The 13976-nt window shown below is 54.7% G+C and carries 11 protein-coding genes; all 11 read right to left on the bottom strand.

Annotation, left to right across the window (positions count from 1 at the left end):
* Positions 1-9 precede the first annotated feature (9 nt).
* The 11 genes from ACXX82_RS11310 to ACXX82_RS11260 all read right to left on the bottom strand — a co-directional run bounded on the left by ACXX82_RS11310 (position 10) and on the right by ACXX82_RS11260 (position 13801).
* Entirely contained in the window at positions 10-822 is an 813-nt protein-coding gene (locus ACXX82_RS11310) for a cobalamin biosynthesis protein (protein WP_322234713.1), read from the bottom strand.
* Positions 815-1648, bottom strand: a complete 834-nt coding sequence (gene cobM, locus ACXX82_RS11305; protein WP_323506279.1) for a precorrin-4 C(11)-methyltransferase — start codon at positions 1646-1648, stop codon at positions 815-817. The genes ACXX82_RS11310 and cobM overlap by 8 nt, the downstream gene beginning before the upstream one ends.
* A gap of 17 nt (positions 1649-1665) precedes the next feature.
* Complete coding sequence (gene cobI, locus ACXX82_RS11300; protein ID WP_322234709.1) at positions 1666-2439, bottom strand: precorrin-2 C(20)-methyltransferase; 774 nt, start codon at positions 2437-2439, stop codon at positions 1666-1668.
* A 22-nt stretch (positions 2440-2461) separates the two neighbouring features.
* A complete protein-coding gene (gene cbiD, locus ACXX82_RS11295; protein WP_322234707.1) occupies positions 2462-3655 on the bottom strand; it encodes a cobalt-precorrin-5B (C(1))-methyltransferase CbiD in 1194 nt (397 codons plus the stop codon).
* Positions 3642-5243, bottom strand: a complete 1602-nt coding sequence (locus tag ACXX82_RS11290; RefSeq protein ID WP_323506281.1) for a precorrin-8X methylmutase — start codon at positions 5241-5243, stop codon at positions 3642-3644. The genes cbiD and ACXX82_RS11290 overlap by 14 nt, the downstream gene beginning before the upstream one ends.
* Positions 5240-5947 (bottom strand): cobalt-precorrin-7 (C(5))-methyltransferase, encoded by a 708-nt coding sequence (locus tag ACXX82_RS11285; RefSeq protein WP_458562934.1) that lies wholly within the window; start codon positions 5945-5947, stop codon positions 5240-5242. Before ACXX82_RS11285 ends, ACXX82_RS11290 begins: the two co-directional genes overlap by 4 nt.
* 86 nt (positions 5948-6033) lie before the next feature.
* A complete protein-coding gene (locus ACXX82_RS11280; RefSeq protein WP_458562933.1) occupies positions 6034-7974 on the bottom strand; it encodes a putative cobaltochelatase in 1941 nt (646 codons plus the stop codon).
* A 122-nt stretch (positions 7975-8096) separates the two neighbouring features.
* Complete coding sequence (locus ACXX82_RS11275; RefSeq protein WP_458562932.1) at positions 8097-12263, bottom strand: cobaltochelatase subunit CobN; 4167 nt, start codon at positions 12261-12263, stop codon at positions 8097-8099.
* Entirely contained in the window at positions 12256-12594 is a 339-nt protein-coding gene (locus tag ACXX82_RS11270; protein ID WP_458562931.1) for a (2Fe-2S) ferredoxin domain-containing protein, read from the bottom strand. Before ACXX82_RS11270 ends, ACXX82_RS11275 begins: the two co-directional genes overlap by 8 nt.
* Positions 12595-12815: 221 nt before the next feature.
* On the bottom strand, positions 12816-13610 hold the full coding sequence (locus tag ACXX82_RS11265; RefSeq protein ID WP_458562930.1) for a CbtA family protein: 795 nt from the start codon (positions 13608-13610) through the stop codon (positions 12816-12818).
* Complete coding sequence (locus ACXX82_RS11260) at positions 13601-13801, bottom strand: CbtB domain-containing protein (protein ID WP_322234693.1); 201 nt, start codon at positions 13799-13801, stop codon at positions 13601-13603. Before ACXX82_RS11260 ends, ACXX82_RS11265 begins: the two co-directional genes overlap by 10 nt.
* Between the last annotated feature and the right edge of the window lie 175 nt (positions 13802-13976).

Below are 13976 nucleotides of genomic sequence, written 5' to 3'. Positions count from 1 at the left end.
TTTGCTACATTACGATGTGTAGGTTTTTATTAACTGATCTTCCACTACCGCTACCGCCACGCCATTGAGCGCCGTCTTCGGTACGATCAATGCACCACGCGGCGCAGCAATCAAGGCACATGGTTCGCACACGCCATCTAACCCAACATTCTGTTGTACCCATGCCGATGTTTGAGAAACCCATGCGCGGGACGCCACCGTTGCATGCGAAAAAATGCGTAATGGCAAAGCATGCTGATGACAAAATGCGAGCAAACCAGGTTCGTTCGCTTTCAGATCAACCGTCGCAATTTCTCTTACTTCCGCCAAACTGCGCGGACCCAATGCCAGCAACACAGCCGCGGCTATCTGCTCAGCCGAGACATCTTTGCGACAACCAACGCCAACAACGAGCGGCTTGATCGCCTCGGTCGCGGTGGTGATCACAGGCGTCGCGCCAATCGCCGCAGCGACGCGATAGGCAAGTTGATTGGCACCGCCTTCATGCCCAGCCAACAGCGATATCGCAAATCGGCCGGCCTCATCCACAACCACCATTGCTGGATCACTCAGTTTATCTTGTGGCAATCCGTCTAAAAAACGCACGGCGATACCCGTTGCGCCCATGAAAATCCATTGATAATGTTGACGATAGTGCGTCTCAAATAGTTTCTTCTGATTACTATTTTGAGTGGTGGCAGGTATTTCGGCGAGTGTATCCACGGATGTCAGCCAAGGTCGATAGCACACACCACCCAAATGCGATTGCAACACCGCAGCCAACGGTTCCGCCTCTGCACGAACTAACCAGATGCCCAGAGAACTGTCGGCAGATTTACTCAACGGACACCTGCTGTCCGACGTCCTCGTCCACTTGCTGATCTACTTTCTTGTTGGCTTTCTTTTTTCCCTTCTTTACCACGCGGAACAGATGCGTAAACTCCTTCGAATACAAGCTTGATTCAACCTGCTCGCCGTGACCCAACGCTGCGCCCACCAACATCATCGTGGTCAGGTTCCAGCTGCCGCGTTTGGTTTCTGCCAGCACGGTCGCGAGCGTCCCTTCGTAAATTTTCTGTTCCGGCCAGGTCGCCCGATAGACCAGTTTCACTGGCGTATCAGCGGGATAGTGCAAACGCAAATCGGTCACAATTTTCTTCAGATGCGGACCCGACAAGAAAATACACATAGTGGCGCGATGCTCTGCCAGCTTGGCAATAGCTTCGGCCTCCGGCACCGCCGAGGCACGTCCCGATACCCGCGTCAAAATCACTGTTTGCGACACTTCCGGTTTGGTGAGCTCTGATTGCACCATCGCCGCCGCAGCAGTGAACGAGGACACACCGGGCACGATCTCGTAATCGATTCCTAATGCCTCCAGCCGCCGCATCTGTTCCGCAGTGGCACCATAAATCGCTGGATCACCGGAATGTAATCGCGCAACGTCGCAATTGTTTTCAAGCGCACGCTGATAACAGGCTTGCTGCTGTTCCAAATCAAGCGTCGCCGTGTCTAACAGTTCCGCATCGGCGCGACAATGCTGCAACATCGCGGTCGGAACCAGCGATCCCGCGTACATCACCATGCCAACTTTACCCAACAAATTGGCACCGCGTAAGGTAATCAAATCAGGTGCGCCCGGACCAGCACCAATGAAGTAAACTTTCATACTATCTCTTCTCCATACTATCTAGTTTCTCTCGGTGTTTTGCGAATCAGCAGCGTCGCCAGATATCCCATCGCTTCGGTCGCCGATAGCGTGGTCACGTCTGCTGCGATCAATTCGCCCGAAAGGCCAATCCGCCGCGCAAAGGCGCAATGTTCAGCGATACCCATGTCACGCAATAAGGCCAACACCCACGGTAGACGTGCGCCGACTTTCATCAACACCACGACATCATGCGTGTCGATCTCCTGACGCAAAGCCGCGGCATCTTCCGGGCATGGCAAGATCAACGTGCGCTCCTTACCTTCTCCAAGCGGCCAACCCAGTGCGGCAGCGGCAGCGGCATAACTGGTAATCCCCGGAAAGGTGCGATGCGGCAAATGCGGCAATCGTGTCAGCAATGCAGCCAATACATAACCATAAGTCGAATAAGTCATGGTGTCGCCAATGGTCAGATACGCCACATTGCGACCGGCCCGAAGCTCCATGGCAATAGCGTCTGCCAGTTGCGCATAATGCTCGCTCAGCACATTGCGATCCGGGTCCATATTAAATTCAATCTCGCGCAAACGCGGCGATCCAGGTTCAAGCCCTAGTTCGATCCCAGCCAGACATTGCAACGCCACCGAAGTATCCGCACTTCGTGCACGTGGCGCGTAAATCAAATCCGCTTTTTGTAGAACTTCCAGCGCTGCCAATGGCAGATATCCTGATGGTCCCGGCCCGACACCAACGCCCCAGAAAGTGCCGAGGTTATTTTCTTTACTAATTTTAGTCACCTTTAATTCGGTCAAACTTGACTCCTGCAATCCACATTCACGCATCGCGCTGCCCTAAAGCATTGCCGTGTAAATCAAACAAGCGCACTTCGACCCGATCTACCGCTGGCACGCGACTTTGTGCGCAGACAGCAATCCGTCGTTCCATATCCATCCACAACGCTTGCGCATCATGCGCAGTCGCTGCGCCCTTTAACCGTTCCATTGCCGCTTCCACTGTGTTGGCGTTCGCCAGCTCCTCCACCAAAGCAGCCGGATAACCGCGCTCTGCCGCCACGCGTGCCACTACGCCCATGGCCATATTGCTTTTACTGGAATGGGTATCCCAGACACCATCCAACACCTTTGCCAGCTTGCCCGGATGTCCAGCTAGCCATAACACCGACAATCGGCGACCTTCTTCTTCCAGCGCAGTTTGCGTAAAATCCAGTGAGTCGCCTAGAAAATTGGCGATCTGTACCGCACGTTTTTCCGGCAAACCCAATACGTCTTTAGCAAACTCACGCCCGATCTTGCCGGGCAAAAACGCCACGCTGTCTGCGTCGCCAGCCAGCGCCACGCGTACATATACTTCGATGGAGGCGATCCAGGACGCCATCGACATCGGCTCTACAATGCCCGAGGTTCCCAAAATTGAGATGCCACCGATAATCCCCAATCGGGGATTGAAAGTCTTGCGCGCAATCTCTGCGCCGTTCATGCAGCCGATGGTAAGATCGAAGCCTGCATCCGCTACGACGATGTTCGCCAAACCTTGCAATTGCATCGCCACTGCTTGCCGCATCATCGCGCGCGGCACAGGATTGATCGCCGGTTCACCGACTGCGACGCGCAAACCCGGTTGTGTTGCAGTACCAACACCTTCACCCGCAAAAAACCGCACTTCACCAATCGCATTACGTCGCACTTCGGCGAAGATTGTCGCCCCATGCGTGCTATCAGGATCGTCGCCGCCATCTTTTAATACTTCAGCCCGAACGGTTTCTTGCGCGTCATCATCAACCCAGCAAACTTTCATAATCGGCACGATCAAAAAATGCTTACCGTCTGGCAAAAAAACGTCAACTTCCTGTACTTTTTCGCCGTGTAACATCAACCGCAAAGCCGCCGTGACTGCCGCCGTTGCACAACTGCCGGTTGTGCGTCCACGCTTCAGACCATTTGGTGCCAACACGCCGAGATCGAACTCGGCGCGTTCGGCATCCGGTGCAGATGCGTCAGACGGGTACATACCCGGCAAGCTGATTCTGCGCGTCGATCATCAGACCATTGACCACGCTTGCGGCCCACGGCGATCCCCCGCGCGTGCCGCTATTCGTAATGCGTGGCACTTGCAAACAGCGGCGCAAATCCTCTTTACTCTCGCGGGTTCCCACAAAGCCGACCGGTAAACCAATCACCAATTGTGGTCGCCAACCGTGATCACGAATTAACCGCGTCACTTCCATGATCGCGGTAGGCGCATCACCAATCGCTAACACGATGTCATTACCAAACTTTTCAAACGCACGCCGCATACCTGCCGCCGAGCGCGTGATGCCTTGCGCAGCGGATAGTAAATGGGTCTCCCGATCATGGACGCCGCACCAGGTTTCGATACCGAGCTGTTCCAGCAAAGCGCGTTTCAATCCGGTCTGCACCATGGTCACATCCGTGACAATTTGCTTGCAGCGCAATAAAGCACGAATCCCGGTTTCAACCGCACCCGCCGACACAAAAATATCATCGACCGCATTAAAATCGCCGCTGGTATGCACCAGACGTTGTAGCACCGTGAGATGCGCAGCAGGAAATGCCGACCAGTCACGCCCTGCCGCGATGATGCGAAAACTTTCGGCTTCAATTGGATGCGGCACATACGGCATTGCTACCGCTGTCGTCGGCTCCGCCATAGTTTGCAGCTCTTTTTCGAGCAACCCGCGCACCAGCAAATGGTGGGCGCGCTGTGGTTCGCCGACTTGCTCTTCAAAGCCAACAATTTGCACCCGATATTTGCACAAGCTACAGTTCATATCGGCGCGGCCTGCGACCGCCTCACGCGCCCGTTCGATAATGACATCGGCGACGTGTTGATGTGCACCGAAATACCCGGCTTTCACGATATCCACATTCGGCTCGCGGTGCTGCAGATCGTCCACGGCGGCGTAAATACGCTTCACCAATACACCATCAAACAAGAAGAAAGGCAGCACTACAAGCCGTGCGAATCCCAACTGTGCGGCAGCGCGGAGGCCATCCGCAACAAGTGGCTTGGCGGTCCCTGAGTAGCACACCATAGCGCTACCGAAACCCATGCCTTCTTCCAGCATCCGCGCCAGTTTGGAAACTTCACTATTAGCATCAGGATCAGTCGTGCCGCGCCCCACCAACACCAGACACGTATCAGATCGACGGATGGTCTGGGTGGATGTGGCCTCGGCAGCGATGATGCGCTCTTGCGCCAGCTGCAACAATTGCGGATGTAAATTCAACGGCGCACCGAAGTGAAAATCAATGGCCGGATAATCGCGCGCCATCGCCAGCACTTCGGCGGGCATGTCGTTCTTGGCATGGCGCGCAGCCAGTAACACGGCTGGTACGACCGCTATCTGCGTCGATCCTGCGGCCACATTGGCACTGACTGCCGCAACAAGTGCATCACCGATAGTCGGGCTGGAAAACTCCAGATAACCATGTGACACCGCATGCTGCGGCGCACGTGCGCGAACCAACGTGACCAAGGCCTCGAATTCGCGCACGGCGTCGGGATCGCGACTACCGTGACCGGCGATGACGATGCCAAAGCCGCTGACTGAGGATGCTGGAGGCGCAAGGTTCATTTGGCCTCCGGTGCCGCTTCGATCTGGCTATCCATCGGTGCCAACGTCCGTATCAACATAATACTCATGTCGCTGAACGTCTTGTGTGCGCATTCTGCCAACGTGCCATGCCACTCGGCCTCGGCGCGTGTCAGATTTTCCCAGACTTCGGTTGGATGTTGTGGATCAATACCTTGCTCCAGCAAATAAGTCGCAATATGCGGCGGCATAAACGAACGGGCGGCATCCCATGGACACGGAATAACAATCGCATTGCGCGCATCCTGAAGCACGTGCACCAGATGACGCTTGAACGGCGTCAAATCGCCACGTCGATGGAAGGTAATGAACGTGGTTTCGTCAAAACAAACCTTCGCACGCGAAGCCAGTATTTGTGCCGATGAAATACCTGGCAAAGTCTCCACAGGATGACCGCAAGCACGCTCAACCCGTTCCAGATACTGAAAACCGCTAAAGTGAATATCGCCCATAAACACCACGACGCAGCGTTTACCTTCGTGATGCGCTTTGGCCACCAGATCCAGTTGCGCGACCTGATCACGATAATTCATGAGGACCACTTCGGCAGTCGCTGGAATGATGCTCTGGATAACATTAACGACCGCATCAAACCCCGCCACGACATCCGCAGCACGAATCAATTCTGCGCCACGCTGTGTGAGATAGCCAATGTCGCCGGGACCGGCGCCGATACAGATGATCATAAAAAACTTTCAATACAAAACAGCATAAATAAAATAAACAGTCATCAAGAGGATGACGATGACGGTGACGATTTTTCACGCTCTTTTTATTGCATGCGCGCCCTAATCGTCAACGCCAGATTATCGGCAGTGAGTTGCTCCAACGTCAGGCATTCAGCACCTAACGCTTCGGCCAATTGCGCCGCTCGGCCCAGACGCAAATAGCCATCTTCCGTATCCAGCACCAGCGCTGCAATGCCATTATCAAACAGTTGTGCGGCCAATTCGAGGGTCTCGCGCCATGGATCGCCGCCGGTGGTTAACGCAACGTTGGCTTTGCCATCACTGAGAATTACCAGCAATGGGGTTGCCGCTGTGCTTTGTTGTGCGCGTCGTTGCAATAGTTCGCAAGCCAACTGCAAAGCGTGTGGTAAAGGCGTGCGACCACCGGTGGGAAGTTCACGCAAACTAATTTCAGCAAGATCAATCCCGCGCGTGGGTGCCAGTAACAATTGCGCGGACTGGCCGCCAAAAGTGATAACGGCGACTTCATCGCGGCGCTGATAAGCGTCTGTCAATAAGCTGAATACCGCCCCCTTGAGTGCCTCCATGCGACGTTGTGCTGCCATGGAACCGGAAGCATCGACCACAAACAAAATAAGATTCGCCGTTTTCCCCACCCGGACCTGCGCATGCAAATCTTGCTTCGTCACTTGAAAGTCTTGCGGATCTCTTAGCGCGGCAGAGCGCAACGTTGCGGCAATCGCCAGACTACGCGGATGCGGATCAGGAATACTGCGCACCATACGTCCTTGCGAAGCATCTTGAATGTCGCTACGGCGACCGGCAACGACTGCTGCACCGTGGGCATTGATACCGGAGATCGAGAGTTGGCGGGCGTTGGCGGCTGCGGCGATGGAAAATACCTGATGCTGTTCGGCGTCGTTCGATTTTCCCGTGTCGTCTCCCGTGTCATCCTGCTGATCCGGATTATGTTCTGATGCATCGTTGGATGATGGCGATGGCAAATCAGGTGCCGTGGTCTGTTGCATCAACTCATCAAGCTTATTTTGATCCAAACCCGGCTGCTCAAAAGGCTTGCGACGACGACGATGCGGCAATACCAGTTGCGCGGCCTGACGGATATCCTCGGGCGTGACACTTGTGCGCCCTTCCAGCGCAGCCAATGCACGTGCCGCCTTGTGCATAACAATGTCTGCACGCAAACTGGCAACCTCAAACTCGCAGCAAAGATGGCTGATCAGATCCAGTAATGCATCGCTCATTTCGACCGTTGGCAGCAATTTTTGGGCAGCGGTGAGTTGGGCTAGCAAAGCTGTTTGCTGTACCGACCAGAGTGTAGAAAAGGCGGTCGGATCGGCTTCATACCGGATACGACGCCGTACTACTTCTGACCGAAGTGTTTTGTCGCGCGGCGCGAACACCTCAACCATGAGACCAAAACGATCCAGCAATTGCGGTCGCAAGTCTCCCTCCTCCAGATTCATCGTGCCAATCAACGTCAGACGCGCCGGATGCGTGACCGAAAGACCTTCCCGTTGTACCGAATTGACGCCCATCGCTGCCACATCAAGCAATACATCGACCAGATGATCGGCCAGCAAGTTGACCTCGTCAATATAGAGAATTCCACGATGTGCGGCGGCCAGCAAACCCGGTTGAAAAGTACGTGCGTCACCCTTCAATGCGCGTTGCAAGTCCAGCGTGCCGAGGACACGATCTTCGGTTGCACCCAGCGGCAAGGTCACAAACGGTACGCTCGCCGACGTAACTGTCCGAGCCGAATCGATACACGCATCGCATAAACTTGACGGCTCATCGGGGCGGCAGTTAAAGGCACATCCCACGGTCCGCTCAATGCGCGGCAGAATCGCTGGCAAGGCACGTGCGGCGGTACTTTTTGCGGTGCCTTTGTCGCCGCGAATCAACACACCGCCAAGGGTCGGGTCGATCGCGCACAGCAGCAACGCGGTCTTCAACTGCGGTTGGTCGACAATGGCGGAAAAAGGAAAATTCAATATTGTCATAGCTCTATACTTATTTATCCGAATCCAGCAACGTTGCTGGACCTTTCTACATGGACTAACGCACTCAAATGCGCGCTCACATGAACGCTTACATCCCAGCTCGATGTGACTTCATTTTGGCATCAGCCAGCACGCGGGGTTTCGCCCCGCGCTTCCAGTAGCGTTTCGCTGCGCAGATACAGCTCCCGTAATGCGTCCAGTGTTTCCGGTTTTGGCGCTGCCCACATGCCTCGGCTGGCCGCTTCCAACAGGCGTTCGGCGATGGCATTTTGCGCCCATGGATTGGCCTCCTGTAAAAACTGTTGCATGGTTGGATCGAAGCCGTAAGTGCTGGCAACCTCTTCGTACATCCAGTCGTCCATGACCTGCGCGGTGGCATCGTAACCAAACAAATAATCAACGGTTGCGGTCAGTTCCAGACCACCTTTATAGCCATGCCGCTGTATGCTGGCAAGCCATTTTGGGTTCACTACCCGTGAGCGGAATACGCGCAGCGTTTCTTCTTTCAGGTCCCGCACTTGCGCTCTGGCCGGATCGTGACTATCGCCAAAATAATGCTTGGGCTGCGTGCCGGTAAGGGCGCGAATGGTCGCAATCATGCCGCCGTGAAATTGTAAGTAATCATCACTGTCAAAAATATCGTGTTCACGATTATCCTGATTATGCAATGCAACCTGTACGCCGGATAAACGCACACTGAAGGCGTCGCGCTCATCGATCCCTTGCGCCTCACGCCCATACGCGTAACCACCCCAGTTGACGTAAGCTTCGGCAAAGTCGGTATCGGCCTGCCAGTTTTTTTCCTGAATAAGCGGCAGAATTCCCGCACCGTAACTGCCCGGTTTGGCACCGAAAATCCGATACGTAGCGCGCCGTTTGGCTTCGGTCTCTTGCATGCCCTTGCCGAGCCAGCCGTCGAGTTCGTTCAGATAATGTTTGCGGATAAAATTGTGCGTCAGTGGCTCATCCAATATCAACACGGCGTTCACCGCGTCATCAATGAGTGTAATCAACTGCGGAAACGCATCCCGAAAGAAACCGCTGATACGCGTCGTCACATCGATACGGGGGCGCTTGAGTTGATCTAGCGGAATCACCTCGACGCCAGTGAGTTGACGGTTTTCCGGACGCCACAGCGGACGCACGCCAAGCAGCGCCAAAATCTGCGCTACGTCATCGCCATGGGTACGCATCGCGCTGGTTCCCCAGGTGCTGATGGCGACACTTTCGGGATAGGCGCCGGTTTCGCGCAGATGTCTGCTTAGGACCTCATTCGCCAGTTGCTGACCCACGCGCCAGGCCGATTGCGAAGGTACGCTGCGAGGATCGACGGAATAGAAATTGCGCCCGGTCGGCAGTATGTGCGCCATGCCTCGCGTCGGCGATCCACTCGGACCGGCCGGAATATAGCCACCATCGAGACCATTGAGCAGATTATCGATTTCGTCTGTCGCACGGGCCAGATTGGGGACTAAATTGGTACAGGCGAAGGTGATGACCCGACGCAATCCTACAAAGCGCTCGGTCGCTTGGGATGAGCTGAGCGATGCGGGCGCAATCTTGTTAGCTGGTCGCGCAACGCTGCTGTTGATCTGAAACTTTTTTGCCTGAGATAACATGCTGAAAGGACGTACCGCAGTGACAACGAGGGTCGGTTGCATTAACGGCTGAGTGGCAGCTTCCGCGCCCGCGACGCCGCCGAATAACGCGGTCAAAACCGGTTCGATGGCGTCTGTGGAGAAGGCTTTTTCTTGCAGTGCGACGAACAGTTGGCGACATAACACATCAATCGCATCCAAGGCATCGGCGCGGGTCACAATAGCGCACTGCGCCAAACGTGCCAGCGCGGGATCGGCGTTTAGACGACGACCTTTGTTGTCGAGCAACATATCCATGCTCAAGCCAAAGAGTTTGGCGATTTCTTCCTGCAAGCCCGGCACATCCTGATTAGGTAGTCTTACCAGCGAAACCAGCATGTCTACTAACTGATTATCGGCTGGACGCTCGCCGAGAATATGCAATCCGTCGCGAATTTGGGCCGCGCCAAGTTCGCACAGATAACCGTCCAGATCTTCGATTAGATGCGCAACCCCCGCACCGTCCAACGTACTGAGCGCGGCGGGTAGTTTGTCGTCGTGAGCATGGGGATGATCATGTTCTGCTTCAGGATCATGGTGATCGTGTGCGCCGTTTCCATGACCGTGGTCGTGGTCATGACCGTGGTCGTGGTCGTGGTCATGATCGTGGTGCAGCAATCTTGCCTGTAAATCAGAATCGAGATTGGTCTGTTTGACCAGTTCCCAAATTTGTTGCTGCAACAGCGGCAACTTGCTGGGGTCCAGTACTTCGACCTGATAATACTCATCCACCAATTGCGTCAACTGGGCCAATGCGCCGTATGTGTCGGCGGTGGTCATCGGTGGTGTCAGGTGATCGACAACGACCGCGTGTGCGCGCCGTTTGGCCTGTGCACCCTCGCCCGGGTCGTTAATAATGAACGGGTAGAACAAGGGCATATCAGCGAGCAGCGCATCGGGAAAGCAATTTTCCGACAAGCCAACACCTTTGCCGGGCAACCATTCCAGCGTGCCGTGCTTGCCGACATGGACGATCGCATCGGCGCGCCATGTGTCACGCAGCCAGCGATACAACGCGTAATAGTGATGCGTCGGCGGTAAGTCCGGCTGATGATAGATCGCGTCCGGGTCCATGCCGTAACCACGCGGCGGCTGCAATGCGACAAAGGTATTGCCTAACGCGATTCCTGCTAACACTACGTGATCGTCGTGCACATAGGCCGCACCGGGTGCTGCGCCCCATTGGGCGACCATGCGCGCTTGCATTTCTGGCGGCAAATCGGCCAGCCACTGCGCATATTGTGCGGCCGGAACGCGCCCAACCGCGTTGCGTAACTGCTGTTCGGTGAGATAGGTATTGTCGTACGCGCAGCGATCAATTAGGTCATGAATCAAGGCGGTGCCGTTATCCGGTAGTTCACCGGTCTGATAACCCCGCGCTTGCATGGCGCGCAGAATTGCCATCAATGAGGCGGGCGCATCAAGGCCGACCGCGTTGCCGATTTGGGCGGCTTTGCTATTGGCATTGGTAAAAATAAATGCCACGCGCTTATTCGCGTTTGGCGTATGTTTCAGGCGCGCAAATCGCTGTGCCAGTCCCGCCACTCTGGCGATGCGATCCGGCACCGGTGCATATTCCATCATCTGACCAGCGGCGCTGGCAGCTTTGGTCTTAAAAGAAATGGGGACGGTAATGATACGGCCATCAAACTCTGGCAAAACCACGTTCATCGCCGCATCTAGCGGGTTCATACCCCGCGCAGATTGTTGCCACTGATCTTGCGTCATGCCGCTGGTGATCGCTTGCAACACGGGAACGTTAAGTTGTTCCAGCACCGATACCGACCATCCGGCGGGAGTCGGTCCGCCCGGGGTAATCTCGCCCATGGCAAACGCGGTGGTGTTGATCAACACATCGATTAGCGCTGATTTCCCCCCCCGTTTACCACTTTTTCCGTCTGCCGTGAAATACCGCAACGCGGTCGGCAAGTTAGATTCACCATCGGCGCCGCTGCGCAACGAGGATGTAAACACCGGCAAAACGTTCATGCCGCGTTGTTCCAGTGCCGCGATCATCGCGTCAATAAAGCGCGTGTTGCCACTCATCCAATGGGCGCGATAAAACACGATGCCAACACCCGGACGATCGCATTTATCCTGTGCCGAGTGCTCAACCAACCAATCGGCTGTCGTCGCGCCCTCCGCCAGATCGGGGTGATAGATGCCATGGTCCGGCAAAGGTTGCGCTGGTAGATAGCCGAACCCGGTCAACATCAGATGATCCGAAAGGTAGCGCAACAACTGCGCGAGGTTGACACTGCCACCGGCATGAAAATAAGACAACGCTTGCTCTGCCACGGCTGAAGAGACGGTCGAGACGGCGGCGAGTTCAGGATCGGGCTCACCCGTGCCACTGATGGCAATCAGATAACAACCATTGTCACGTGCATGGCGTAGTAGTTCGTTAAAACCCGGCACGCCTCCCAATCGTCCCAACACACGCAAAATAATAATCCGCGTGCCAGCCAGATCACCCGACAACAGATCAGCGATGTGAGATTCTTTATCTAGCGTTTGCAGGTTGATTCCGGTCACTCGCGAAAAATCCTGCGGCAACTGACTCATCGCGCTGTGCAGTACCGTCAAATCATTGGCCGTGTGCGTCAGCAAGGCGATGGATGAACCAGACGAATGCTGTTGCGCGTCAGACATCGGTTTCTTCCTCTGCTGCGACGTCGCCGCTGCCAAGTCGATGAAACACCAGATCAGTCACTTCACGACCGTTTTCAAGATGCTCGGTGACGATGCGCTCAATAGCGGTCGCATCTTCGCAGCGATACCATATTCCTTCCGGATAGACCAACGCCAACGGGCCTTGATTTTTGCAGGCAACCATACAGTGGGTGCGCGTGCGCTTAACGCGCAACTCCGGCCGTGCATCAATGGCAGCGCCAAGAATGCCGAACATGGCTTCAGCACGCACACCATCTTCAGTACAACGTGGGCCGGTACACATAAAAATGTGTCGGGAATGGGTTCTCATAAGCTTTTCTTTGGAACATACAACAGCTAGTGCAGTTATTTCATAGAAGGACTATGATGATTGTTAAGAATGAGAGGAATCAAAAATTGCACATAAAAACAGCAATTGATCCATCAAACATATCCACAATCAGCTAGTTCCATTTAATTGCATCACGGTCAAAAATAAAACGTAATATTACGTAATACACTTGCTCGACTGCTACTTTTTTTGCGATAAATTTAGCCTTTGGGGTCGCCAAATTGACGGTTCAAAAAGCCGAAAGCGCCTCCCAAAGCAAGCCAAAATAGGCCGTTTGCAATCGCTGTTGCGACAATAAACGCCCTCGCTAACTCAGCTGGCGCTGCACCGCCGTGTATCTGCGGCTCTGGCGCACCCAATAAATGCGGCGTCAAAATCAACATTACCGCGAGCAATTTCAACGACCAATGACGCCCAAAAACGAGGAGAGCCAAAGAAATGGCTGTCAGCGTCGCTGTAGCAGTCCACCACAATTGCCGGTCAAGTAATGGCGCAGCTTGCGTCCCCGGCACTTCGGGGGCAAGGCCAAGTGAAGGGGCAACAAATACGACGACATATCCGGCAAGTCCCCACAACAATCCCTCTTGCCAACCGCTAATGCCACCACGTAGCAAAATCGCTGCACCCAATAAGAGTGCAAAACCGACCGCCATCGTCACGTTTGCCATCACGGTATAAAGCGTGCGCTCGATGCCGTTGGTCGGCTCCCATTCCTGCGCCTCGTGATGATGCTCTGTCGCGGAAGGTGGCAACGTTGACACCGATGACGCTGGAGGCAGGCTTGCTATCGCTGACGCTGGTTTGATTGCAGCCGCATGTGCAGCCGCTTCCTCGTAAACTTCCGCCTGAGCAATAATCGGCGTTACTTGTATTTTTTGCACCGCGGTGAGTACCAATCCGGCGAATAATCCAGCCAGCAGAACTGACGATATAAAGCGCTTAACCCCCGGCTTTATTGCTAAAAAATCACCAGTGTTAGTCCCGCTCAATGACATGGGAATCCAGCCGAATGACGACCGTCATGCGCCGCATTATGCAATGTCATGTTGTGAGAAAACCCCATCGCGTAAACCAGCAATAGACCGACTATTGCACTCAGCAATGCTGGAATAACGCGATCTTTCCAGGTGGCGGCAGGGGCTGCCGTAACAATGTGATCAATAAGACCAGTTGAGGATATTGCCATAGCGATCTTCCTTTTTTATAACTTACAACGATATGACTGGCACACGGCCTCCGCACCAGAACGGAGTGTGACCAGGAAGGCATAAAGGTGCAGCAAGAATGCAGAAAGCGCGACAGCAAAAGACGAGGAAATACAAGACGGGGTGCACAGGAAGGCAAGGCAATCCATCTGAATC

Source organism: Glaciimonas sp. GNP009, from assembly GCF_054343755.1.
This window is presented reverse-complemented; position numbering and strand designations above follow the sequence as displayed.